Source organism: Pseudomonas sp. B34(2017), from assembly GCF_002112915.1.
In the GTDB taxonomy this organism is placed as follows: Bacteria; Pseudomonadota; Gammaproteobacteria; order Pseudomonadales; family Pseudomonadaceae; genus Aquipseudomonas; species Aquipseudomonas pharyngis.
This window is the reverse complement of the sequence record NZ_NEJA01000003.1, coordinates 55,924-79,199: the sequence shown is the minus strand read 5'-3', so window position 1 is coordinate 79,199 and position 23,276 is coordinate 55,924. Positions and strand designations below refer to the sequence as shown.

At 61.0% G+C, this 23,276-nt stretch carries 21 protein-coding genes; 7 read left to right on the top strand and 14 right to left on the bottom strand.

Annotated elements, in window-relative coordinates; genetic code table 11:
- Positions 1–939 carry an MlaD family protein gene (locus CAF80_RS09980; RefSeq protein ID WP_039764886.1) on the top strand — a complete coding sequence of 313 codons (939 nt, stop codon included), beginning with the start codon at positions 1–3 and terminating at the stop codon, positions 937–939.
- Entirely contained in the window at positions 936–1,562 is a 627-nt protein-coding gene (locus CAF80_RS09975) for an ABC-type transport auxiliary lipoprotein family protein (RefSeq protein ID WP_085667286.1), read from the top strand. Before CAF80_RS09980 ends, CAF80_RS09975 begins: the two co-directional genes overlap by 4 nt.
- A 3-nt stretch (positions 1,563–1,565) precedes the next feature.
- Here the strand turns inward: CAF80_RS09975 and CAF80_RS09970 are convergent, their stop codons facing one another.
- From CAF80_RS09970 to CAF80_RS09945, 5 genes are all read right to left on the bottom strand, one after another.
- Positions 1,566–2,795, bottom strand: a complete 1,230-nt coding sequence (locus CAF80_RS09970) for a nucleoside recognition domain-containing protein (protein WP_074689763.1) — start codon at positions 2,793–2,795, stop codon at positions 1,566–1,568.
- Positions 2,796–2,897: 102 nt separating this feature from the next.
- Positions 2,898–4,229 (bottom strand): glutamate/aspartate:proton symporter GltP, encoded by a 1,332-nt coding sequence (gltP, locus tag CAF80_RS09965; protein WP_085667285.1) that lies wholly within the window; start codon positions 4,227–4,229, stop codon positions 2,898–2,900.
- Between the two features lie 697 nt (positions 4,230–4,926).
- Positions 4,927–5,391 (bottom strand): inhibitor of vertebrate lysozyme family protein, encoded by a 465-nt coding sequence (locus tag CAF80_RS09955; protein WP_039764879.1) that lies wholly within the window; start codon positions 5,389–5,391, stop codon positions 4,927–4,929.
- 2 nt (positions 5,392–5,393) lie between these two features.
- Entirely contained in the window at positions 5,394–5,558 is a 165-nt protein-coding gene (locus tag CAF80_RS09950; protein ID WP_003177151.1) for a DUF1328 domain-containing protein, read from the bottom strand.
- A gap of 67 nt (positions 5,559–5,625) precedes the next feature.
- Entirely contained in the window at positions 5,626–5,910 is a 285-nt protein-coding gene (locus tag CAF80_RS09945) for a hypothetical protein (protein WP_039764878.1), read from the bottom strand.
- Positions 5,911–6,337: 427 nt separating this feature from the next.
- On the opposite strand from CAF80_RS09945, the gene algB reads away from it, so the two are divergent.
- Together algB and CAF80_RS09935 are read left to right on the top strand one after the other, a co-directional pair.
- Positions 6,338–7,684: a sigma-54-dependent response regulator transcription factor AlgB gene (gene algB, locus CAF80_RS09940; RefSeq protein ID WP_039764876.1), complete on the top strand. Its 1,347-nt coding sequence runs from the start codon at positions 6,338–6,340 to the stop codon at positions 7,682–7,684.
- A gap of 10 nt (positions 7,685–7,694) precedes the next feature.
- Positions 7,695–9,485, top strand: a complete 1,791-nt coding sequence (locus tag CAF80_RS09935) for a KinB sensor domain-containing domain (protein WP_085667284.1) — start codon at positions 7,695–7,697, stop codon at positions 9,483–9,485.
- Here the strand turns inward: CAF80_RS09935 and CAF80_RS09930 are convergent.
- The 7 genes from CAF80_RS09930 to CAF80_RS09900 all read right to left on the bottom strand — a co-directional run bounded on the left by CAF80_RS09930 (position 9,482) and on the right by CAF80_RS09900 (position 16,823).
- Entirely contained in the window at positions 9,482–11,095 is a 1,614-nt protein-coding gene (locus CAF80_RS09930; protein WP_170928281.1) for an EAL domain-containing protein, read from the bottom strand. The genes CAF80_RS09935 and CAF80_RS09930 overlap by 4 nt on opposite strands.
- Positions 11,096–11,170: 75 nt before the next feature.
- Positions 11,171–11,950, bottom strand: a complete 780-nt coding sequence (locus tag CAF80_RS09925) for an N-acetylmuramoyl-L-alanine amidase (protein ID WP_039764871.1) — start codon at positions 11,948–11,950, stop codon at positions 11,171–11,173.
- 101 nt (positions 11,951–12,051) lie between these two features.
- On the bottom strand, positions 12,052–14,142 hold the full coding sequence (locus CAF80_RS09920) for a GGDEF domain-containing protein (protein WP_085667283.1): 2,091 nt from the start codon (positions 14,140–14,142) through the stop codon (positions 12,052–12,054).
- Positions 14,139–15,017 carry an endonuclease/exonuclease/phosphatase family protein gene (locus CAF80_RS09915; protein WP_074689758.1) on the bottom strand — a complete coding sequence of 293 codons (879 nt, stop codon included), beginning with the start codon at positions 15,015–15,017 and terminating at the stop codon, positions 14,139–14,141. Before CAF80_RS09915 ends, CAF80_RS09920 begins: the two co-directional genes overlap by 4 nt.
- A gap of 14 nt (positions 15,018–15,031) precedes the next feature.
- Positions 15,032–15,673 (bottom strand): thiol:disulfide interchange protein DsbA/DsbL, encoded by a 642-nt coding sequence (locus CAF80_RS09910; protein ID WP_039764866.1) that lies wholly within the window; start codon positions 15,671–15,673, stop codon positions 15,032–15,034.
- Positions 15,674–15,873: 200 nt separating this feature from the next.
- Positions 15,874–16,485, bottom strand: a complete 612-nt coding sequence (locus tag CAF80_RS09905; RefSeq protein WP_039764863.1) for a cytochrome c — start codon at positions 16,483–16,485, stop codon at positions 15,874–15,876.
- A gap of 32 nt (positions 16,486–16,517) precedes the next feature.
- Positions 16,518–16,823, bottom strand: a complete 306-nt coding sequence (locus CAF80_RS09900; protein ID WP_039764861.1) for a cytochrome c5 family protein — start codon at positions 16,821–16,823, stop codon at positions 16,518–16,520.
- Positions 16,824–17,014: 191 nt separating this feature from the next.
- Between CAF80_RS09900 and yihA the strand changes: the two genes are divergently transcribed.
- Complete coding sequence (yihA, locus tag CAF80_RS09895; RefSeq protein ID WP_039764859.1) at positions 17,015–17,659, top strand: ribosome biogenesis GTP-binding protein YihA/YsxC; 645 nt, start codon at positions 17,015–17,017, stop codon at positions 17,657–17,659.
- Between the two features lie 414 nt (positions 17,660–18,073).
- Here the strand turns inward: yihA and polA are convergent, their stop codons facing one another.
- Positions 18,074–20,881 carry a DNA polymerase I gene (gene polA, locus CAF80_RS09890; protein ID WP_085667282.1) on the bottom strand — a complete coding sequence of 936 codons (2,808 nt, stop codon included), beginning with the start codon at positions 20,879–20,881 and terminating at the stop codon, positions 18,074–18,076.
- Between the two features lie 74 nt (positions 20,882–20,955).
- Between polA and CAF80_RS09885 the strand changes: the two genes are divergently transcribed.
- Positions 20,956–21,252, top strand: coding sequence for a DUF2782 domain-containing protein (locus tag CAF80_RS09885; RefSeq protein WP_074689754.1), 297 nt, complete (start codon positions 20,956–20,958; stop codon positions 21,250–21,252).
- Positions 21,253–21,313: 61 nt separating this feature from the next.
- A complete protein-coding gene (locus CAF80_RS09880; RefSeq protein ID WP_085667281.1) occupies positions 21,314–22,267 on the top strand; it encodes a homoserine kinase in 954 nt (317 codons plus the stop codon).
- 42 nt (positions 22,268–22,309) lie between these two features.
- Here CAF80_RS09880 and CAF80_RS09875 read toward each other — a convergent pair whose 3' ends face one another.
- A complete protein-coding gene (locus tag CAF80_RS09875) occupies positions 22,310–23,239 on the bottom strand; it encodes a zinc ABC transporter substrate-binding protein (RefSeq protein WP_203546249.1) in 930 nt (309 codons plus the stop codon).
- Positions 23,240–23,276 lie beyond the last annotated feature (37 nt).

The window sequence follows — 23,276 nt, the reverse complement described above, 5'->3', positions numbered from 1 at the left end:
ATGGAAACCCGAGCCCATCATGTATTGATCGGCCTGTTCACGGTGATTGTGGTGGCAGGCGCCCTGCTCTTCGGTCTGTGGCTGGCCAAGTCCAGTGTCGACACCGAGTTCAAGGATTACGAAGTCGTGTTCAACGAGGCGGTCAGCGGCCTGTCCCGGGGCAGCCCGGTGCAGTACAGCGGGATCAAGGTCGGCGACGTGGTCAGCCTGCGCCTCGACCCGCAGGACCCACGTCGGGTGCTGGCACGGATTCGTCTGGCCGGCGACACGCCGGTCAAGGAAGACACCGAAGCCAAACTGGCCCTGGCCGGGATCACCGGCACCTCGATCATCCAGCTCAGCGGAGGCACGCCGCAAAGTCCGAAACTCAAGGGCCATGATGGCAACCTGCCGACCATCGTCGCCTCGCCCTCGCCCATCTCGCGGCTGCTCAGCGACAGCAACGATTTGATGAGCGGGGTCACGACGTTGCTCAGTAATGCCAATCAGATGTTCTCTGCCGACAACATCGAGCGCGTGAGCAAGACCCTTGAGCATCTGGAGCAGACCACCGGTTCGATCAACGATCAGCGCGGCGACCTGCGTCAGGCCATGCAGCAACTGGCGACGGTCGGCAAACAGGCCGGCAACATGCTCGAACAGACGTCCGCGCTGATGCGCAACGCCAACGGCCTGCTCAACGATCAGGGCAAACAGGCGCTCGGCAGTGCCGAACAGGCGATGAAATCCCTGGAGCAAAGCAGCGTCACCATCAACGGCCTGCTCAGCAAGAATCAGAATTCCCTCGACAGCGGCATGCAGGGCCTCAACGGCCTGGCCCCGGCGATCCGTGAACTGAGGGAGACTCTGAATTCGCTGCGCGCCATTTCCCAACGCCTGGAGGCCAACCCCAGCGGTTACCTGCTGGGCAGTGACAAGAACAAGGAGTTCACGCCATGAAGCTGACTCGCCTCGCCCTCCTCGCCGGCTTCACGCTGATCAGCGCGTGCTCGATCCTGCCCAAGTCCGAACCGTCGGATGTCTATCGCCTGCCGGCGGCACAGGCACCCGCCTCGGCCGGTTCGGCGGCTGCTCAGCACTGGTCGCTGCGTCTGAACAAACTGCAGGCCAGCGAAGCGCTGAACCGGCCGAGCATCGCGGTGATTCCTCAGGGCGATGTGATCAGCAGTTACAAGGCCTCGCGCTGGAGCGATCCGGCGCCGGTGCTGGTGCGTAACCGGTTACTGGATGGATTCCAGCGAGATGGCCGGATATCGCTGTTGAGCACCGACGACAGCAACTTCCAGGCGGATCTGGAACTGGGCGGCAGCCTGCAGGCGTTTCAGACCGAGTATCAGGGCACGCAGGCCAGCGTGGTGGTGCGGGTCGATGCGTTGCTGGTGCGCGGCTATGACCAGCGAATTCTCGCCAGTCGCCGATTCGAAGAACGTCAGCCGCTCGGTGATGTGAAGGTCCCGGCGGTAGTGGCCGGGTTCGGGCAGGCCAGTGATCGCCTCACCGCGAAGGTGGTGGCGTGGGCGGTGGAGCAAGGCCAGAAAGTTGCCCCACCTGCCCGGCCTTGAGCCTTAACCGAAGAACCAGTAGCAAACGCCGATAGCGCCGAGCACACCCGCCAGCTCGGCCAGCAGCGCACAACCTACGGCATGCCGGGCGCGCTGGATGCCCACCGCGCCGAAGTAGACCGCCAATACGTAGAAGGTGGTTTCGGTGCTGCCCTGAATCGTCGCCGCGACCAGCGCCGGGAAGCTGTCCACGCCCGAGGTTTTCATCGTTTCGATCAGCATCGCCCGGGCGGCGCTGCCGGAGAACGGTTTGACCATGGCGGTCGGCAGCGCATCGACGAAGCGCGTGTCCCACCCTGCCCACTCCACCAAATGGCGAATGCCGTCGAGGCCGAAGTCCAGCGCGCCCGATGCGCGCAATACGCCGATCGCGCAGAGCATCGCCACCAGATACGGCAGCAGGTTCTTGGCAACGTCGAAACCTTCCTTCGCACCTTCGACAAAGGCCTCGTAGACCTTCACCTTGCGCAAGGCGCCGATCACCAGGAACAGCATGATCAGGCCGAACAGCGTCAGGTTGCCGAGGATCGACGAAAGCCCCGCCAGTGCGGCGGCCGACATTGTCGCGAGCAACGCCATGAAACCGCCGAGAATCAGCGCGCCGGGAATCAGGTAGGCCAGCACCACCGGGTCCCAGACCCGCAGGCGCTGCATGAACGCCACCGACAGGAAGCCGACGATGGTCGAGCAACTGGTGGCCAGCAGGATCGGCAGGAACACCAGCGTCGGGTCCGGCGCGCCTTGCTGGGCGCGATACATGAAGATCGTCACCGGCAGCAGGGTCAGGGACGAGGCATTCAGTACGAGGAACAGGATTTGCGCGTTGCTGGCGATGGTCGAGCTGGGGTTGAGCTCTTGCAGCGCCTTCATGGCTTTAAGGCCGATCGGCGTGGCGGCGTTATCCAGGCCCAGGCCGTTGGCGGCGAAGTTCAGGGTGATCAGGCCGATGGCCGGGTGACCCGGCGGCACTTCCGGCATCAGCCGCAGGAACAGCGGGCCCAGCGCTTTGGCCAGCCACTCGACAATCCCCGCCTTCTCGGCGATGCGCAGGAAACCCAGCCACAGGGTCAGCGTGCCGAACAGCAGCACCATGACTTCGACCGACAGCTTGGCCATGGCAAAAATGCTTTCCACCATCGCCGCGAAGATCCCGGCATTGCCGCCGATCAGCCATTGCCCCAGCGCCGAAACGGCTGCCACGATGAAGAAGCCAAGCCACAGGCCATTAAGCATCAGTCAAATCCCCCGGAAGATGCGGCGAATGATAGCGGGGTCGCCAGAAACGACAAACCCCGGATTTCTCCGGGGTTTGTCAGGGTGCCTTGCGGGCGGGGATCAGTTGTTCGAAACGTCACCGGCCGGCAGTTTTTCCTTGCTGCGCCAGTGCGGCAGCGAGTTCCAGTAGCGCTGGCCCTTGGCGTCGTCGTACATGCCTTCCCAACGAGCGATGACCAGTACGGCTAGGGCGTTGCCGATCACGTTCAGGGCGGTACGCGCCATGTCCATCACACGGTCGACACCGGCGATGAAGGCCAGGCCCTCCAGCGGAATACCCACGCTGCCCAGGGTGGCCAGCAGCACCACGAAGGACACGCCCGGCACGCCGGCGATGCCTTTGGAGGTAACCATCAGGGTCAGGACCAGCAGCAGTTGCTGGCTGATCGACAGGTCGATGCCGTACAACTGGGCAATGAAGATCGCCGCGATGGACTGGTACAGGGTCGAACCGTCGAGGTTGAACGAATAGCCGGTCGGTACCACGAAGCTGCAGATGGCTTTCGGTGCGCCGTAGGCTTCCATCTTCTCGATCACCCGTGGCAGCACGGTTTCCGAGGAGGCGGTGGAGTAGGCCAGGACCAACTCATCCTTGAAGATGCGCATCAGCTTGATCACCGAGAAACCGAACATCTTGGCGATCAGGCCCAATACCACAAAGGCGAAGAAGGCGATGGCGACGTAAACCAGGATCACCAGCTTGGCCAGCGGCAGCAGCGAGGCGAAACCGAAGTTGGCCACGGTCACCGCGATCAGGGCGAACACGCCGATCGGGGCGTAGTTCATGATCATGTGAGTGACTTTGAACATGCTTTCCGATACGCCCTGGAACATCTTCACCAGCGGCTCGCGCAGGTCCGACTGCAGGCTCGACAGACCGAGACCGAACAGCACGGAGAAGAAGATGATCGGCAGCATTTCGCCGCGAGCCATGGCCGCGAAGATGTTCGACGGGATCAGGTTGAGGATGGTCTCGATGAACGCGTGTTCATGCTGCACTTCAGCGGCGGTCGCCTGGTACTTGGAGATGTCCACAGTGCCCAAGGTGCTCATGTCGATGCCGGCACCCGGATGGAAAAGGTTGGCCAGCAGCAGGCCGACGATGATGGCGATGGTGGTGACGATTTCGAAGTAGATGATGGTTTTCAGGCCGATGCGCCCGAGTTTCTTGGCGTCGCCCACGCCGGCGATGCCGACGATCAGGGAAGAGATGACGATCGGGATCACGATCATCTTGATCAGACGGATAAAGATATCGCCTGCCGGTTGCAGGACGTTGCTGATCCACCAGGCCTTTTCGGCGCTGAAATGGTTAAGCATCGCGCCGATTGCAATCCCCAATACCAGACCGATGAGGATCTGCCAGGCGAGGCTAAGCTTTGCCTTCTTCATTATCTTTACCCTTACTTGCGTTTGACTCAGGCACATGCAGGAACTGGAACGCTCATCAGCGGAAAAGTCTGTGCATCTGCCTCCGTATAAGGTGCCCCGGAGCGCGTGTTTACGGCTCTCCGGCAGGCGAAAAAAGGCGCAACTATTCCGATGCAAGGTTGCGCCGTCTAATGCCGTAAACGCCTACCCTATGCCGAATCGGCATGAGCTTTTTTTTATGAAACTGGCGTCCCAACCGGTTCGAATACGACATTTCGGCAGGCATAAGTGCCGTGAACCGGCCATTACAGCGTAGGTTGGTTATTTTTTGAACGAGTGATTTCGACGAAAAATTTAGGAAAAAGCCTACGTTCGGAAACTAAATGTCCGACTGATTCGGTCGACTCTTTCTCGATATACGGTCGCCAGGAAACACCGCGAAATGCTTTCGCACGCAGTGTGAGCGATAAAAAAGTTGAGCAGAACGCTCTGGATCAACGTTTTGTCACGTTGAAAGCCCAGCGCAAGTCCGTCGAACCACTCCGGTTGGCGAACTTGCGTCGCAGCTTTTACCCTGACCCGGCCCTCATCGCAGGCACTCCCTGTACCCGTAGGTCACTCCGACCCTGCAACAGTCAGAACGTCCCGGCCCCCTGGTCATGCACCGGCCTTCCTCGGGCCGACGCAATGGAGGACAGCCTTTCGGCTGCCCTCGTGTTCAATACCAGTTCGGATCTTTCTTCAGCGTTTCCATCAGAAGGTTTTGCATGCCCTGATCGGGTTTGCCGAGGAAGCGGTAGGTGGCATGTCGCGTTGGCGACTTGTCCGCCGGCAGTCCTTCGGGCACATCCACAAGCATGGCGTAAGCGTCTTTCTTGTCGAAACTGAATGCGACGATCAAGCGATGGTTCATGCATTTGTCTGCGGATTCGCAGAGCGGGCCGACCAGATACTTGTCGCCATCTTCGGTCACGGCATTCATCTGCTGGTCAGGTGTGCCGGACAGGTTCATCACCCATTCCGGCAGGCGTTCTTCCTTCTTCACCACGCCTTCCCAGGTTTCCCTGTATTGCGGGTCGGAACTCAACAGTTCGTTGACCCGCGCCTGACCGTCATTGGCCGCGATTGCCATGGCACTACCGCCCAGGAGCAGGGCGGCTGCCAGTGTCTTTAACCCCTTCATGTTCAACCTCGACCGCGACGGCCAAAGAAGAAGGAAGCGATGAACATCACCAGGAACACGACAAACAGAATCTTGGCGATACCCGTGGCGGTGCCCGCGATACCACCGAAGCCCAGTACTGCGGCGATGATGGCAATGATCAGGAATGTGATTGCCCAGCTCAACATGGTGATTCTCCTTGCTTCTATTTAGGGATGTTGCCGGTCTCGGCGCGTAGGCGCCCAGATTCGTTGATCAGAAAACCCAGCGTTCTTCACGGGGCATGTCGCCCAGCGGTTGTGGCTGGTCGACGTCCATCATGCGCATCGCGCCGTTGTCGGCCTGGCTGCTGCTGACGGCGCTGAAGTGCGTCTGCGTCGCGTGTTGCATGGAAATCAGGGGCTCAGGCTGCTGGCTCTGCTCCCAGCGCAGGTATTGCTGGCAGGCGATTAGAGTGATCAGCAGCGCAAGTGCGCCAAACAGGGCCTGCTGCAGATGCAGTGGCGAAATACGCATTTGGGCGGCACGTTGGCGAGTCATCCTGGGTTCCTCACTCTTGTTCGGTGGGGGCAGTGCATTTCTGCCCGGGCTGAGTGATGTATTGCAGCCCGCATGCCAGCTTTTTTGTTTAAAAAAATCTAATAAAATCAGATAGTTATAGATGCTGCAAAAGTTACTGACGACGCATCCTGCACGATGACCCTCGCGGCGTCGTGCGTAATGCACGATTATTTCGTAGGAGAAATCATTCTTTTTGAATTGAGAGCAGGGTGCGGATGTCAGAAAAGGAGGCAGGAAACCGTCCTGAAACTGTGCGATGTTTAAAAAATTAACAAAATCAGTGGATTAGCCGTGAGGGCAGGAGAGAGCTACCCTGCTATGACTGGAATCGATCAGAATCAACCATGCAACTTGCCCGATTTTTCCGGGACTAACCCAAGACATTTACTTATGGAGCGTAGGAAAAATGGAATCAGCCACTGAGCACCAAGGCCGCATTCTGCTGGTGGACGATGAATCCGCCATCCTGCGAACCTTTCGTTATTGCCTCGAAGACGAAGGTTATTCTGTCGCCACTGCCAACAGTGCGGCCCAGGCTGAAGCGCTGTTGCAACGCCAGGTGTTCGATCTGTGCTTTCTGGATTTGCGTCTGGGCGAAGACAACGGCCTGGATGTATTGGCGCAGATGCGCATTCAGGCGCCGTGGATGCGGGTGGTGATCGTCACCGCCCATTCGGCCGTCGACACCGCGGTGGACGCCATTCAGGCCGGCGCTGCCGATTATCTGGTCAAACCGTGCAGCCCGGATCAATTGCGCCTGGCGACCGCCAAGCAACTGGAAGTACGTCAGCTGTCGGCGCGTCTGGAAGCCCTCGAAGGTGAGATTCGCAAACCCAAGGACGGCCTCGATTCCCACAGCCCGGCGATGAAAGTCGTCCTGGAAACGGCGCGGCAAGTGGCGGGCACCGACGCCAACATCCTGATCCTCGGTGAGTCCGGCACCGGTAAAGGTGAGCTGGCCCGAGCCATTCACGGCTGGAGCAAGCGCGAGAAAAAATCCTGCGTCACCATCAACTGCCCGTCGCTGACCGCCGAACTGATGGAAAGCGAGCTGTTCGGTCACAGTCGCGGCGCGTTCACCGGGGCCAGCGAAAGCACGTTGGGCCGAGTCAACCAGGCCGATGGCGGTACGCTGTTTCTCGACGAGATCGGCGATTTTCCGCTGACATTGCAACCCAAGTTGCTGCGTTTCATCCAGGACAAGGAATACGAGCGGGTAGGGGATCCGGTCACCCGCCGCGCCGATGTGCGGATTCTTGCCGCCACCAACCTCAATCTCGAAGACATGGTGCGTGACGGACGTTTCCGCGAAGACCTGCTCTATCGTCTGAACGTCATCACCCTGCATTTGCCGCCGCTGCGCGAGCGGGCCGAAGACATCCTGACCCTGGCCGACCGGTTCCTTGCCCGTTTCGTGAAGGAATACGCGCGTCCGGCCCGGGGCTTCAGTGACGAGGCTCGCGAAGCACTGCTGGGCTATCGCTGGCCCGGCAACATTCGCGAGCTGCGCAACGTGGTCGAGCGGGCCAGCATCATTTGCCCGCAGGAGCGTGTGGAAATCAGCCACCTCGGCATGGCCGAACAACCGGCGAACAATGCGCCACGGGTCGGTGCGGCGCTGAGTCTCGACGAACTGGAGAAGGCTCACATCGGCGCAGTATTGGCGACTGCCGGAACCCTCGATCAGGCCGCCAAGACCCTGGGAATTGACGCCTCGACCCTGTATCGCAAACGCAAGCAGTACAACCTGTGAGCATCCGCGGATGAAACTGGCGATGAAGTTGCGGACTCGCTTGTTCCTGAGCATTTCCGCGCTGATCACCGTGGCCTTGCTCGGGCTGATGCTCGGGCTGGTCAGCGTGATGCAGATGGCCGGCACTCAGGAGGCGCTGATCCGCAACAACTTCGTCACCCTCGATCTGGGGCTCAAGCTGCGCCAGACCCTCGGCGATCAATTGATCATGATGCTCGCCGAAAAGCCCGACCCCGTGGCGTTCGAGGCGTCCAAACAGCATTACTTCCAGTTGCTCGACGAGGGCATCGCCCAAGAGCAGAAAGACGACGATCGCCAGTATGGTTTCAGTCAGGCCAAAGCCGATTACCTGAGCTTCCTCCAGGCGTTCGACATCTCCCGCGACCCGGCTGCTGCCCTGAGCGGCGGTGGCGACTTGCGTGAGCGCTTCAACACCCTGCGCAACGGATTGATTACCGAGCACAAGCACGCACTGGACAACATCAATTCTGTCCAGCATGCCGCCCGCGACCGCGCATTGCTGATCGCTGGCCTGTTGGGACTGGTGGGGCTGGCGGTGCTGATCATTGGCTTCGTTACCGCACAGGGCATTGCCCGGCGGTTTGGTGCGCCGATCGAAGCGCTGGCCAAAGCGGCGGACAATATCGGCCAAGGCAATTTCGAGGTGACCCTGCCGGTGTCCTCGGCTATGGAGATCAACTTGCTGACCCGGCGCTTCGGGTTGATGGCCGAAGCCCTGCGCGAACATCAGGCGACCAATGTCGACGAATTGCTCGCCGGCCAGCAGCGCCTGCAAGCGGTGCTCGACAGCATCGATGACGGTTTGCTGATGATCGACCGTCAGGGTCGTCTCGAACACTTGAACCCGGTGGCCCAGCGACAACTGGGCTGGGACAGCGACCGTTTCGGCGAAGGCCTCGGCACGGCGCTTCAGCGACCGGAGCTGGATGCACAGCTGCAACTGGTGTTGCGCGGTGGCAACCTTGAGCGGGCGCCGGAAGATTTGAGCATTGAGGTCGACGGCGAAACGCGCCTGCTGACCTACAGCCTGACGCCGGTCAGCCATACCCAGGGGCATATACTCGGCGCCGTGATGGTCCTGCACGACGTCACCGAGCAGCGCGCCTTCGAACGGGTGCGCAGCGAATTCGTGTTGCGCGCCTCTCACGAACTGCGCACGCCGGTCACGGGCATGCACATGGCGTTCGGACTGTTCCGGGAGCGGGCGAAGTTTCCTCCGGAGTCGCGTGAGTCCGACCTGCTCGACACGGTCAATGAAGAAATGCAGCGCCTGATGCAGTTGATCAACGATCTGCTCAACTTTTCGCGTTATCAGAGCGGTTTGCAGAAACTCACACTGGCGCCGTGTTCCATCGAGGACCTGCTTGAACAGGCGCGTTTGCGTTTCGCCGATTCGGCAGCGCAGAAGGGCGTTACCTTGACCGTCGAAGCGCAGAGCCCGCTGCCACGCTTGCAGGCGGATCAGGCGCAGCTCGATCGAGTCCTCGACAACCTGATCGACAACGCCTTGCGCCACACGGCGCGCGACGGGCTGATCCGCTTGCAGGCCCGTCGCCATGGCGAACGGGTGATCATCAGCGTCGAAGACAACGGCGAAGGGATTGCCTACGGTCAGCAAGGGCGGATTTTCGAACCCTTCGTTCAGGTGGGCCGCAAGAAGGGTGGGGCCGGGCTGGGTCTGGCGCTGTGCAAGGAAATCGTCCAGTTGCACGGTGGGCGGATGGGCGTTTACTCGCGGCCGGGGCAGGGCACGCAGTTCTATATGGCGCTGGCGGTTTAGGCTTCGTCGTCGATCCGGCGGCCGGCGAGTCGCCGTCCACGGGTAATCAGTTCGATGAACTGCACCGCGCTCAAGGCGTGGGCGAACAACCAGCCCTGACCGAACTTCACCCCTTCGCTGCTCAGCAGCGCCGCTTGTGACTCGAATTCGATCCCTTCGGCAATCACCTTCAGGTCCAGCGCCTGGGCCATGTGAATGATGTGTGGCGCGACACCGCTGCTGGCAGCGTCATGGCCGAGGGCGTCGATAAATGCCTTGTCGATCTTCAGGCAATCCACCGGCAGGGTTTGCAAATAGGCCAGGCTGCAATAGCCGGTGCCGAAATCGTCGATCAGCACCTGATGCCCGACATCGCGCAGCGCCTGCAGGTTTTCCCGGGCTACCACCACATCGATCAGGCCGCGCTCGGTCACCTCGAAAGCAATCTGCCGCGCCGCCACCCGATGCAGGGTCAGCAGCCGCGCCATGACCTGGCCGATGCGCGGCACCATCACGTCGCAGGCGGCCAGATTCACCGAGATGTACAGCTGCGGATTGGCCCGCAGCAACTGACCCAACTGCTCGAGCAGGCGTTGCAGGACGAAGTCGGTCATCTGGCGAATCTGTCCGGTGTTCTCGGCCATCGGGATGAACAGGTCGGGGCTGGTCAGCGTGCCGTCCGGCCGGCGCCAGCGCAGCAATGCTTCGGCACCGACGCAGTTGCGGCTGTCGAGATCGAAGATCGGCTGATAAAGCACCTGCAACTCGCCGCGGCGGATGGCGCCGTGCAGCTCGGCGTCGAGCGACTGGCGCTGGCGCACGACCCAGAACACCAGTACGCCCACCAGCGCACCGAGCACCAGACAGAAAGGCACCATCCACCACCAGAGCTCCGGAATGTGCATGCCCGTGCGCGGGCTGATCAGCACCAGTTGGTATTCCGGGTTGTCGGTTGGCATGCGGTAGATCAGGTGTGACTGGGTGACTTGCAGCGCGTTCGGTGTTTTCGGCGGCCAGGGCTCGGTGGGCGGCCAGACCTGTGGAACGCCGAGCACCGGAATCGCCCGGGTCCCGTGATCCAGCACTACCAACAGGCTGCTGCCGGGCAACAGGTCGACCATGTCGGTGAGATGTCCGCGCGAGGTGGCTACGCGAAAGTTGCCGCGCCCGAGCATCAGCGCTGCGCGGTTTTCATCGGGTTCGGTGGTGGTGTTCAGCCAGTAGCTGTAGGTCGGGCCCTTGATGTCCGGAGGACGGATCACCGACAGGCCTTCCTGGCGCGGACGGTTGGAGCAAATCCGCGTGGCGTCCATGTAGGCGGCTTCATAGACGAAGCGGTAGTTGAACGTCACTTGCTGCAACGTGGCGATCATTTCGTCGTCGCAGCTGCGCAAGGGCTGGGCTTCGAGGTCGTCGAGGCTTTCGCGCAACTGGCCGAAGAGTTGCTCCAGACGTGCCAGGAACCGCTCCCCCTGGGCGTTCATTTCCTGGCTTTCGCTTTGCTCGACCTGGCGCACGGCCACGAACAGCCCGCCGGTGATCAGCAGGCTCGCACTGAGGACAGCCGCGATCATCGCCAGAAACCAGGGGCGATAAAACCAGCTACGCAGCGTCTCTCGGGTAGCAACCATCATGGATATCCGAAGAATTACCAATGAGTTATAGCTGCTGATTGCGATTTCGCCCTGACCGTCGGGCGGGCGTCATTATTTTGTCTGATTCAGCACCAGCAGCAACGCTGCCGTTTGCGCATCCGGCGTGCCGTCAAAGCGCGCAGGGCGGTAGTGCATCTGGAAGGCCGCGAGTACATGGCGGGTCGCTACATCCAGCTCACCGGTTTGCGGCGTCGAGTAGCCCAGGCGTGCCAGTTGGCTCTGGAACCAGGTGATGCTCGGCAGCTCGGCGTCGAACTGCGCTTGCTGGCGTGCCACGGCTTGCTCGTCGGGCCAGAGCCCCAGCCCCTCGGCCGCCAGTCGCTTCCAGGGGAACAGCGGCCCCGGGTCGAGCTTGCGCAACGGGGCGATGTCGCTATGGCCGATGATGTGGCGCGGGCTGATGCCCTGGCGTTTGCTGATGTCCTTGAGCAGGACGATCAACGATTGCACCTGGGCTTCGCTGTAGGGATACCAGAGGCGACCGGTCGGTGTGTCCTTGAAGCCCGGATTGACGATTTCGATGCCGATCGAGCTGGAGTTGAGCCAGGTACGGCCTTGCCATTCGCTTTCGCCGGCGTGCCATGCGCGCAGGTTTTCGTCCATCAGCTTATAGATGGTGGCGTTCTTGTCATCGCCGATCAGGTAATGGCTGCTGACTTCGCCGTGGGTCAGCAATTGCAGTGAGCGTTCGAGCGAGGCGGAGGTGTAGTGCACGATCACGAACTGCACACGGCTGTCGTGATTGACCGAAGGATGGCTGGTGTCGAAACGCGGGCCGCTGGCACAACCGGCCAATAAGAGGAGCGACGCGAGGAGGGTGAAAAATTTCATGGCAGAGGGCAGTACACGCAAGACGATAATGCAACAGTGTAACGTATCGCCTTGCGCTTCGACGCTTAAAGGGCTGATTTAAACAATATGGAACAATTGCCTCAGCCCAGCTCTACCCGGTTACGCCCTGCGTTTTTCGCCCGGTAAAGCGCCTGATCGGCTCTTTTGAGCACCAGATCGCTGTGTTCTCCCGGCCGGAATGCCGCCAGCCCCATGGAAACCGTGATCGTGACGCGCTCGCCCTTGAAGTGAAACGGGCAGGCTTCGATGGCGGCGCGCAGGGTTTCCAGGAGTTTGGCGCCGACCGCCGGCGGGGTGGCCGGGAGCAGAAGGACAAACTCTTCCCCGCCGAAACGGGCGATGAAGTCACTGCCGCGCAAACGCTTGCGCAGCACCGTGGCGATGATTTTCAAGACCTTGTCGCCGGCCAGATGCCCGTAGTTGTCGTTGATTCGTTTGAAGTGATCGAGGTCGAGCATGGCCAGGCTCAAGGTATTGCCGTGCTGCTGCCATTGGGCGATTTCATGTTCGAGCCGTTCGGTCCAGGCGGCGCGGTTGGGCAGGCCGGTGAGCGGATCGATCAGGGCTTTCTGGCGTTGCTCTTCGAGGTGTTCGCGATAACCCTGCGCTTCCTGCTCCATGTGTGCGACGCGTTCGGCCAGGCTTTTCAGGCGTCCAGCCACTTCCTGTTCCCGGGCGTCGCGCTGCTTCTGGTGCTGATCCATGGTGCCGAGCAGGCCTTCGAGGTGGTTTTCCAGCACTTGCTTCAGATCATCCAGATCGGCCGCTTCCTGCACGCTGTTCTGCAGGCCGTCGACCTGTTCGCGGATCTGCGTGTCCATCGCTCGCGCCGCAGAGCTGTTGTCGGCGTGGCCTTCGCTGGCGGCCTGCAAGTTGCTCTGGAACGCTTCGAGGCGCTCGTTGAGTTGCTGCAGGTAGGCTTCGAATTCGTGCTGGCCGCTGTCGGTAATGGCCAGCATCAAGGTCGCGAGATCGTCGAGGATCGGCAGCAATTCGTACCAGTTCAGGCCGTTTTTCAATCGATCGCGCATGGCCTCGGCTTGCGGGCGATGGCGCTCCGGCAAGGTCAGGTCATCCAGCAGCCCGATCAGCGTGTCTTCGATGTGTTTGGCGACCGAGCTGTAGGACGGCTCCGGCGAGTCCGGCAGGGCGTAGAGGATGTCGTGCTCGGATTGTTCCGGATCGATGGCGGCCAATGCCTGGGCGATGGGCTCGGGCAGGGGCAGGCTGTCGAGGATCACGGGCGGCGGGTTATCGCCGGGGTGGATCAGTTCGTCGGGGTTGATGGCCGTGGGCACTGCCGGCGCGAAAACCGGAGGAGGCGTGAAGGTCTGCGGCTCCGGTTCTGGCTCGGCGGTTTCTGGTTCGCTGGGGGCGGAGGGGGATTCGGTGAGAATTCTGGCCGGCTCGAAGGCCGCCACCTCCGGCTCCGCATGATATTCGGGGGGTGGCTCTGGAGTTTTCGCGGGTTCGGCCACGGGGGCGGCAACCGGTGCTTGGCTGACGCTCGCAGTGGCGACCGGTTCGGCGCTTGTAACAGCCGCTTCCGGCGCTGGCGCAGCTTCATGTGTGACGGGCGCTTGCTGTGGCTGCGCTGGTGGTGCGACCGCAGCGGCTTGAGCCACTGGAGCAGGCGTTTCCTCGCTGTCGCGATTGCCGAACAGGCGCTGCAACAAGCCCGGGCGTCCCGGTTCCGCCGGCGTTGCCAGCTGGCTCAAGGCCTTGCCCTGCAGGCCGCTGAGTTCGCTGAGCAGCAGCGGCATCTCTCTGGCCTGACTCACCCGGCCATCCAGCTGCTTGGCGAATTTCTTCAACGGCTGGGCCACATCGCGAGGCAGGGGCAGAGATTGCAGTTGAGTGACCAGCGCCGTCAGTGCGGTGCTGACCTGTTCGATCCGGGTTTCCCGGCGCTGCTCGGAATCGAGCACGGCTTTTTCCAGGCGCGGCAGCAGGGCGGCGAGGCCAGCGTCCATGTCATCGGTGCGCACCACGTCGCGCATTTCTTTCATGCACTGGTCGACCACGCGGTCGGTGCCTTCCGCTGCCAGCGTGCTGCGCACCAGGCCGCGGCGCAGCAGGTCGAGCCGGGCGTCCCATCGACGTTCGAGCTTTTCCTGTTGTTCGATGCTTTTGAGGTATTTCTCTTTCCAGCGCTGGGCTTCGTCGCTCATTCAGGGGTTCCGCGAAGGGCAGTGCTCAACGCGGGCAATGCATCGGCCGTGAGCGAACCCGGCAGACGAATCTCTACCGCGACCGGCAGGTGATCGGAAATCGGTTGCGCCAGCACTTCGACCTTTTCCAGGGTCAGGGTCGGGCTGAGCAGAATATGATCCAGGCAGCGCTGGGGGCGCCAGCTGGGGAATGTCGCTTCGAGTTGCGGGGCCAGCAGGCCGAGGTCGCGCAACGGCGAGTGTTGCAACAGATCGCTGGCGTGGGTGTTCATGTCGCCCATCAGCACTTGGTGCTTGTAGCCGCCGATCAGCTCGCGGATGTAGGCCAGTTGCATGCTGCGCACCCGGGCGCCGAGCGCCAGGTGCATCATCACCACCACCAGCGCTTCCGGGCCTTCGCCGAAGCGCACCAGAATCGCCCCGCGTCCCTTTGGACCCGGCAGCGGGTGGTCTTCAATCGCCCACGGACGCAGGCGACTGAGCACGCCATTGCTGTGCTGGGCCAGTCGGCCAAGGTTGCGATTGAGTTGTTGATACCAGTAGGGGAAGGCGCCGAGCTGGGCCAGGTGTTCGACCTGATTGACGTAGCCTGAACGCAGGCTGCCGCCATCGGCTTCCTGCAGGGCGACCAGATCGAAGTCGCCGAGCAGATTGCCGATCTTTTGCAGATTGCTGGAGCGTCCGGGGTGCGGCAGCAGATGCTGCCAGCTGCGGGTCAGGTAGTGCCGATAGCGCTCGGTGCTGATGCCGACCTGAATATTGAAGCTGAGCAAGCGCAGACGGCTGTCTGCGGGCAGGCCCGTCGATTCCAGGTGATGCTCGTTGACCTGCGGTTCATGCAGGCCAACGACGCGATCGGTTCCCCAGCGGCGCATGGCGATTGCCGCGCTTAGTTGGCGGCTGCCTTGTTGGCCGCTCGCTCTTTGGCCACCAGTTGATCAGCCAGTTTCAGCGCCTGTTCGGCGCCGCCGGCGGAGCCGATGTCGAAGCGGTACTTACCGTTGACGATCATGGTTGGAACACCGGAGATTTCATACTTCTTGGCCAGTTCGCGGGCTTTCACGATCTGCCCTTTGATGGCGAACGAATCGAAGGTCGCCAGGAACTTGTCCTTGTCCACGCCTTGAGTGGCGAGGAAGTCGGCCATGTCGTTCTTGTCGGTCAGCTTCTTGTGTTCTTTCTGGATGGCGTTGAACACCGCAGCATGCACATTGTGCTCGACGCCCATGGCTTCCAGGGTCAGGAACATCTGGCCGTGAGCGTCCCACGGGCCACCGAACATCGCAGGAATGCGCACGAAGTTGACGTCGGATGGCAGTTTTTCAACCCACGGATTGATCACCGGCTCGAACGCGTAGCAGTGCGGGCAGCCATACCAGAACAGTTCGACCACTTCGATCTTGCCAGGCACGGCGACCGGCACCGGGTTGCTCAGTTCGACGTAAGGGGCAGCAGGGGCTTCGGCGGCCTGGGCGGTCACGCCGAACAGGCTGGCAGCGACGAGGGCGGCGCTGATGATCAGATTACGCATGCTTTACTCCTGGACAATTTTGGTCGCCTCGCGCGACCTGTTTTCAGACAGATCCTGGCGGGCATGAGTTCTGTAGTGTAACGGCAGCGGCCACAAAAAAGGGCGGCCAAAGCCACCCTTTTTATACTTGCTGCGACGGATTAATCGAGCGTTAACGTGGCAGGCGTTGGCCATCGCACGCAATGCTCGAATCGCGTGTCTTAGTGCAGGCCCTGAATGTAGCTGGAGACTGCCGCAATGTCTTCGTCACTCAGCTTGCGGGCGATGGTGCGCATGGTCATAGCGTCGCCGTCGTTGTTGCGGCCGGCTTCTTCCTTGCGGAAATCGGTCAGCTGCTTGGCGATGTACTGAGCGTGTTGGCCACCCAGGTGCGGGAAGCCGGCGGCTGCGTTGCCGGCGCCGTTCGGCGAGTGGCAACCGGTGCAGGCTGGCAGGCCTTTCTCGAGGTTGCCTCCACGGAACAGGGCTTCACCGCGAGCGACGATCTTCGGATCGGCGGCGCCGACGCTGCCTTTCTGGCTGGCGAAGTAGGCGGCGATATCGGCCAGGTCCTGATCGCTCAGGTTGGTCAGCAGGCCGGTCATTTCCAGAACGGTGCGCTTGCCCGACTTGATGTCGTGCAATTGCTTGGTCAGGTAGCGTTCACCCTGTCCGGCCAGCTTTGGAAAGTTTGGCGCCATGCTGTTGCCATCCGGGCCATGGCAGGCGCCGCATACGGCAGCTTTCGCCTGGCCTGCGGCTGCATCACCGGCGGCATGGGCGAAGCCTGAGATTCCCACGGTCAACAGCAGACTCACGATCAGTTTGTTCATCAGCTAATCCAACTACGGCTAAGGGTTAAGAGTTATGGACCGGGCTTACTCTCGCTCATCCAGAGGATGAGGGCCTGGTAATCCTCGGCACTGCAGTCCATGCACAAACCACGCGGCGGCATCGCCTTGAAACCCTGGGTCACGTGTTGCACCAGCGTCTCCATACCTTTCGCCAACCTCGGCGTCCAATCTTCCTGATCGCCTCTTTTGGGCGCCATGGGTAGTTGGCCGGAATGACAGGCTCCACAAACACGGTTGTACACGGCTTCCGGATCCTGTGTAGCCTGTGCGCTGTAAATCGGCATCAAGACTCCGGCAGCCAGCAGCCATTTCGTCATAAAACGACCTTTTCAGGGTTGAGAGCGTTCTGCGTTCTAATGCGCAATCAAGGTCTGTCGCTCTCGTGAACTTCATCCTTCGCTGGGACAAAGCACACACAAAATCTGCGGCATTATATACTGGCGTCACTGAAACGGAAGCGACACCGCGTTCCGCGCCTAATCCCGGCGCCGCCCACATCGGAAATCCCATGCAACTCAAGAATCCCATCCTCGGCCTGTGCCAACAGTCCACGTTCATGCTCAGTGCCGCCAAGGTCGATCAGTGCCCCGACGACGAAGGCTTCGAAGTGGCGTTTGCCGGTCGTTCCAACGCCGGTAAATCCAGCGCGCTGAACACCCTGACTCACGCCAGCCTGGCGCGCACCTCGAAAACCCCGGGTCGCACACAGCTGTTGAACTTCTTCAAGCTAGACGATGAACGGCGTCTGGTCGACCTCCCGGGTTACGGTTATGCAAAAGTACCGATCCCGCTCAAGCAGCACTGGCAGCGTCACCTCGAGGCTTACCTCGGTGGCCGCGAGAGTTTGAAGGGTTTGATTCTGATGATGGACATCCGTCATCCAATGACCGATTTCGACCTGCTGATGCTCGACTGGGCCGTTGCCGCCGGCATGCCGATGCACATCCTGCTGACCAAGGCCGACAAACTGACCTACGGCGCGGCCAAGAACACGCTGCTCAAGGTGCAGTCGGAAATCCGTAAGGGTTGGGGCGATCAAGTGACGATCCAGCTGTTCTCCGCCCCAAAACGCATGGGTCTGGAAGAGGCCTACACTGTGTTGGCAGGCTGGATGGAACTGGCCGATAAAGGCGCGGAAGCAGCGGCTGAATAATAAGGATATGGAAAATTGGCTGTAGTGCGGTCAGGCAAGGCAAAAGTGTTAGTAAAAAGCGGAGTTTAGGGGACCTAAATGAGCATTTTTACTAACGCTTTTAACGCAGCATGACCGCGCTACAGCCAATTTTGAGGCAAAAAAAAGCCCCGGACTTCGTATGGGGAGGGAGAAGTTCCGGGGTTTAAGTTCCGAACCGCTAGGGCGGGGTTCAGATATCTGCCAACACTTAACACAACATAGGAGCATCGAAGGGCTTCACCAGCCATTCAGTATCTCTGAGTGCCCTGTCGCAAGATTAGTTCAGAATCTTTTCAAAAAACTTTGGAATAAACTCAAGAACGATCAGGCCTAAGCGGTTTTCGGTGCTTTTGCCGCGACGCTCGGTCGCAGCAAAGCCGCGTCCCAGAGGCCTCAGTGCGCCTCGTCCCAGTTGTTGCCAACTCCCACTTCCACCAGCAACGGCACATCCAGTTTTGCCGCTTCGCTCATGTGCACGCGAATTTCTTCGCGAACCTGATCGACCAGATCCTCGCGAACCTCCAGCACCAGTTCGTCGTGCACCTGCAGGATGACTTTGGCGTCCAGCCCGGAAGCGCTCAGCCAGTTATCCACCGCCACCATGGCTTTCTTGATGATGTCCGCTGCGGTGCCCTGCATCGGCGCGTTGATCGCCGTGCGTTCGGCGGCCGCGCGATCCTGCGGCTTGTTCGAGTTGATTTCCGGCAGATACAGACGACGACCGAAGATCGTTTCCACGAAGCCCTGATCGGCCGCCTGCGCGCGGGTGCGATCCATGTACTCGCGAACGCCCGGGTAACGCGCGAAGTAGGTGTCGATGTAGGCCTTGGCGGTCTTGGTGTCGACGCCGATGTCCTTGCCCAGCTTCTGCGCGCCCATGCCGTAGATCAGGCCGAAGTTGATCGCCTTGGCGCTCCGGCGCTGGTCGGACGTCACTTCGTTGAGCTCGACCTTGAATACTTCGGCCGCGGTGGCGGTGTGCACGTCCAGATTGTTGCGGAAGGCGTTCATCAGGCCCTCGTCGCGAGACAGGTGCGCCATGATCCGCAATTCGATCTGCGAGTAGTCCGCCGCCAGCAGTTTATAGCCTTTCGGCGCGACGAACGCCTGACGGATGCGTCGGCCCTCGGCGGTGCGCACCGGGATGTTCTGCAGATTCGGATCGCTCGACGACAGGCGCCCGGTCGAAGCGACGGCCTGATGGTACGAAGTGTGAATACGCCCGGTACGCGGGTTGATCTGCTCCGGCAGGCGATCGGTGTAGGTGCTTTTCAGCTTGCTCATGGAACGGTGTTCCATCAGCACTTTCGGCAAGCGGTGGTCGTCTTCGGCCAGTTTCGCCAGCACTTCTTCGGCGGTGGACGGCTGGCCCTTGGCGGTCTTCTTCAGCACCGGCAGGCCAAGTTTTTCGTAGAGGATTACGCCCAGTTGCTTCGGCGAGCCGAGGTTGAACTCTTCACCGGCAATCTCGAAGGCTTCACGTTCCAGCGCGACCATCTTGTTGCCCAGCTCAATGCTCTGAATGCCGAGCAGTTCAGCATCGACGAACGCGCCCTGGCGCTCGATGCGAGCGAGCACCGGCACCAGCGGGATCTCGATGTCGGTCAGCACGCTGGCCAGGCTCGGGATGGCGCTGAGTTTTTCGAACAGCGTCTGGTGCAGGCGCAGGGTCACGTCGGCATCTTCGGCGGCATACGGCCCGGCCTGTTCCAGAGCGATCTGGTCGAAGGTCAGCTGCTTGGCGCCTTTGCCGGCGATGTCCTGGAAGCTCACGGTGGTGTGGTCCAGGTATTTCTGCGCCAGGCTGTCCATGTCGTGACGGGTGGCGGTGGAGTTGAGCACGTAGGACTCAAGCATCGTGTCGAAGGCAATCCCGCGCACAGTGATGCCTTCATTCTGATCGCCGCCAATGGCGCAGTTGGCCAGGATGTTCATGTCGAACTTGGCGTGCTGGCCGACCTTGAGCTTGTTCGGGTCTTCAAGGATCGGCTTGAGTGCGCGCAGCACAGTGTCGCGATCCAACTGCTCCGGCACGCCGATGTAGGAATGGGTCAGCGGGATGTACGCCGCTTCGTTGGCCTGTACCGCGAAGGAAAGCCCGACCAGTTGCGCCTGCTGCGCGTCGATCCCGGTGGTTTCGGTGTCGAAGGCGAACAGCTTGGCGTTCTTCAGTTTTTTCAGCCAGACGTCGAATCGCGCCTGATCGAGGATGGTTTCGTACGCGGCTTCAGCCGGAGCGGCGGGCGCTTCCTCTTCGGCAGGCGCACTGAACAGATCGCCGGCCGGCGCAGGCTCGGCAGCAGCGCTCAGTTCCTGGCGCTTGGCATCGCGATCCAGGTCATTCAGCCAGCTCTTGAATTCCAGCAGGGTGTACAGCTCGTAAAGTTTGGCCGGGTCCTCCGGACCCATTTGCAGGTCCTCGAGGCCGATATCCAGCGGCACGTCGACCTTGATGGTCGCCAGTTGATAGGAGAGGAACGCCATCTCCTTGTGCTCTTCGAGCTTGGCCGGCAGCGTCTTGGCGCCGCGAATCGGCAGGGTCGGCACGATGTCGAGCTGCGCGTACAGCTCGGTCAGGCCACCGTTGACGCCTACCAGCAGGCCGGAAGCGGTCTTCGGACCGATGCCGGGAACGCCGGGGATGTTGTCGGAAGAATCGCCCATCAGGGCCAGATAATCGATGATCTGCTCCGGAGCGACGCCGAATTTCTCCTTCACGCCCTCCACATCCATCGAACTACCGGACATGGTGTTGACCAAGGTAATGTGGCCGTCGACCAGTTGCGCCATGTCCTTGTCGCCGGTGGAGATGATCACCGGACGATCGGCGGCCGCGCTGCTGCGGGCCAGGGTGCCGATCACGTCATCGGCCTCGACGCCTTCGACGCACAGCAGCGGGAAACCGAGGGCGATCACGCTCTGGTGCAGCGGCTCGATCTGCACGCGCATGTCGTCGGGCATGCTTGGGCGGTTGGCTTTGTATTCGGCGTACATCTCATCGCGAAATGTCCCACCCTTGGCGTCGAACACCACGGCGAACGGGCTGTCCGGATACTGCTTGCGCAGGCTCTTGAGCATGTTCAGCACGCCTTTGACCGCACCGGTCGGCAGGCCTTTGGAGGTGGTCAGCGGTGGCAGCGCGTGAAAGGCGCGGTACAGGTAAGACGAACCGTCCACCAGGACGAGGGGGGCTTGGCTCATGAGCAGAATCAACCTTTTCGGCGGGCCCGGCGCTAGAATAGCGGGACCGTTGACGACAAAGGGACAAGGTTATCATGCGTACGTTAAATCGCTTGCTGCTGGTCAGTCTGATTGCTGTTTCACCGCTGGCCGCGATCGCGGCGGATGATGCGCCATCGTCGGAGCCGGAAGTTACCATTAGCACGCACACGGAAGGCGACAAGGTCATTCAGGAATACAGCCGCAGTGGATTCGTCTACGCGATCAAGGTCACACCGAAGGGCGGTAAACCCTATTTCCTGGTGCGCGCCGATGGTTCGGACGCGAACTACATCCGGTCCGACCAGCCGGATATGCTTATTCCGTCGTGGGAAATCTTTACCTGGAAGTAAGTTTCCTGACTTTTAATCGGCGCCGTTTGATGGCGGCGCCAGAACTGAGCAGTTTTTAACCATGTCTGTGTTCACCCCCCTGGCTCGGCCCGAGCTGGAAACCTTTCTCGCCCCATACGGGCTCGGCCGTCTGCTCGATTTCCAGGGGATCGCCGCCGGCAGCGAAAACACCAACTTCTTCATCAGCATGGAAAAGGGCGAGTTCGTCCTGACCCTGGTCGAGCGCGGCCCGGTGCAGGAAATGCCGTTCTTCATCGACCTGCTCGACGTCCTCCACGAAGCCGACCTGCCGGTGCCTTACGCACTGCGCACCACCGACGGCGTTGCCCTGCGCGAGCTGAAAGGCAAACCGGCGCTGCTGCAACCGCGCCTGGCCGGCAAGCACATCAAGCAGGCCAACGCCCAGCATTGTGCGCAGGTCGGTGAGTTGCAGGCGCACCTGCACCTGGCGACCCAGGGCGACAACATGATCAAGCGCAAGACCGATCGTGGTCTGGACTGGATGCTGGAAGAAGGCACACAGTTTCTTTCGCACCTGAGCGACGCGCCGCGTGCGCTGCTGCAAACCGCGCTGGACGAAATCACCCAACAGAAAGAGAAAATTCTCGCGCTGCCTCGGGCAAATATCCACGCCGACCTGTTTCGCGACAACGCAATGTTCGAAGGCACGCACCTGACCGGGCTGATCGACTTCTACAACGCCTGCTCCGGGCCGATGCTCTATGACGTGGCGATTGCCCTGAACGACTGGTGCTCGGACGATGACGGCCTGATCGACGGCCCGCGTGCACGGGCCTTCCTTGGCGCCTACGCGGCATTGCGACCTTTCACGGCGGCCGAAGCCGAACTGTGGCCGACCATGCTGCGAGTGGCGTGCGTGCGGTTCTGGCTATCCCGCCTGATTGCGGCGGAATCGTTCGCCGGGCAGGACGTGCTGATTCACGATCCGAAAGAGTTCGAGCAGCGGCTGGCGCAGCGTCAGACGGTCAATACGCCGCTACCTTTCGCCCTGTAAAAGAAAAAACCGCAGCCTGCACAGGCTGCGGTTTTTTTTGTATCAGAGCGATTCGAGACAACCCGCCAGATCATTCCCCAGCTTCTCCAGCACTTGCTCGTAACCCTGAGCCGTCGCTGGCGTGTACCCGCCCAGCGCATCCAGTTCCGCCAGTTTCACCGGCAGGCCTGCCACCAGGGTCTCGGCGAGACGTGGACGTAGCGGCGGCTCACTGAACACGCACGTCTTGCCGACTTCCTGCAAACGCGTACGCATCGCCGCCACATGCTGGGCGCCCGGCTGCACTTCCGCCGCGACGCTGAACACGCCAGTGTGTTTCAAGCCGTAGGCGTCTTCGAAGTAGTCGAAGGCTTCGTGGAAGACGAAGTAGGGTTTGCCTTCAACGCTGGCCAGGCGCTTCTTCAAACGCTGATCCAGCGCATCGAGACGCTCGTCGAACGCCTTGGCATTGCTCTGATAGCGCTCGGCATTGGCCGGGTCGGCGGCGCTCAGGTCAGCGGCCATTTTGTCGGCAATGACCCGCGCGTTCACCGGCGATAGCCACAAATGCGCATCGACGCTGCCCGGGCGATGGTCGTGATCATGTTCGTCGGCTTCTTCAGCGTGGGAATGGTTGTCCGCAGCGAAGCGGCGCAGTTTCATGCCAGGCAGGTCCTGTACCGCGACGCTCGGCAACGTACGACCGTTCAGCACGCGAGGCAGGAAACTTTCCATGTCCGGGCCGATCCAGTACAGCAGGTCCACCGATTGCACCTTGCGCACGTCGGACGGTCGCAATGCGTAGTTATGCGGCGAAGCCCCCGGTGGCAGCAGCACTTCGGGAATAGCCACGCCGTCCTGCACCGCAGCGGCAATCAGTTGCAGGGGCTTGATGCTGGTGAGGACTCTGACCTCGGCCTGAGCCGGACCGATCAGCAGAAAACCGGTGATGAATACGACAAAAACAGAAAAAAGTCGGGACACGATGACCACTCAATGAGGCGAGAACGGGTAACATAATAACGTCTCT

Bases quoted from the DNA above. Each gene is read 5' to 3' on its own strand.
- CAF80_RS09925 (WP_039764871.1), bottom strand. From the start codon at position 11,950: ATGAAATTTTTCACCCTCCTCGCGTCGCTCCTCTTATTGGCCGGTTGT.
- CAF80_RS09950 (WP_003177151.1), bottom strand. From the start codon at position 5,558: ATGTTGAGCTGGGCAATCACATTCCTGATCATTGCCATCATCGCCGCA.
- polA (WP_085667282.1), bottom strand. From the start codon at position 20,881: ATGAGCCAAGCCCCCCTCGTCCTGGTGGACGGTTCGTCTTACCTGTAC.
- CAF80_RS09905 (WP_039764863.1), bottom strand. From the start codon at position 16,485: ATGAACAAACTGATCGTGAGTCTGCTGTTGACCGTGGGAATCTCAGGC.
- CAF80_RS09885 (WP_074689754.1), top strand. From the start codon at position 20,956: ATGCGTACGTTAAATCGCTTGCTGCTGGTCAGTCTGATTGCTGTTTCA.
- CAF80_RS09915 (WP_074689758.1), bottom strand. From the start codon at position 15,017: ATGCGCCGCTGGGGAACCGATCGCGTCGTTGGCCTGCATGAACCGCAG.
- gltP (WP_085667285.1), bottom strand. From the start codon at position 4,229: ATGAAGAAGGCAAAGCTTAGCCTCGCCTGGCAGATCCTCATCGGTCTG.
- CAF80_RS09900 (WP_039764861.1), bottom strand. From the start codon at position 16,823: ATGACGAAATGGCTGCTGGCTGCCGGAGTCTTGATGCCGATTTACAGC.
- yihA (WP_039764859.1), top strand. From the start codon at position 17,015: ATGCAACTCAAGAATCCCATCCTCGGCCTGTGCCAACAGTCCACGTTC.
- CAF80_RS09880 (WP_085667281.1), top strand. From the start codon at position 21,314: ATGTCTGTGTTCACCCCCCTGGCTCGGCCCGAGCTGGAAACCTTTCTC.
- algB (WP_039764876.1), top strand. From the start codon at position 6,338: ATGGAATCAGCCACTGAGCACCAAGGCCGCATTCTGCTGGTGGACGAT.
- CAF80_RS09970 (WP_074689763.1), bottom strand. From the start codon at position 2,795: ATGCTTAATGGCCTGTGGCTTGGCTTCTTCATCGTGGCAGCCGTTTCG.
- CAF80_RS09980 (WP_039764886.1), top strand. From the start codon at position 1: ATGGAAACCCGAGCCCATCATGTATTGATCGGCCTGTTCACGGTGATT.
- CAF80_RS09930 (WP_170928281.1), bottom strand. From the start codon at position 11,095: ATGGTTGCTACCCGAGAGACGCTGCGTAGCTGGTTTTATCGCCCCTGG.
- CAF80_RS09975 (WP_085667286.1), top strand. From the start codon at position 936: ATGAAGCTGACTCGCCTCGCCCTCCTCGCCGGCTTCACGCTGATCAGC.
- CAF80_RS09955 (WP_039764879.1), bottom strand. From the start codon at position 5,391: ATGAAGGGGTTAAAGACACTGGCAGCCGCCCTGCTCCTGGGCGGTAGT.
- CAF80_RS09920 (WP_085667283.1), bottom strand. From the start codon at position 14,142: ATGAGCGACGAAGCCCAGCGCTGGAAAGAGAAATACCTCAAAAGCATC.
- CAF80_RS09935 (WP_085667284.1), top strand. From the start codon at position 7,695: ATGAAACTGGCGATGAAGTTGCGGACTCGCTTGTTCCTGAGCATTTCC.
- CAF80_RS09945 (WP_039764878.1), bottom strand. From the start codon at position 5,910: ATGACTCGCCAACGTGCCGCCCAAATGCGTATTTCGCCACTGCATCTG.
- CAF80_RS09910 (WP_039764866.1), bottom strand. From the start codon at position 15,673: ATGCGTAATCTGATCATCAGCGCCGCCCTCGTCGCTGCCAGCCTGTTC.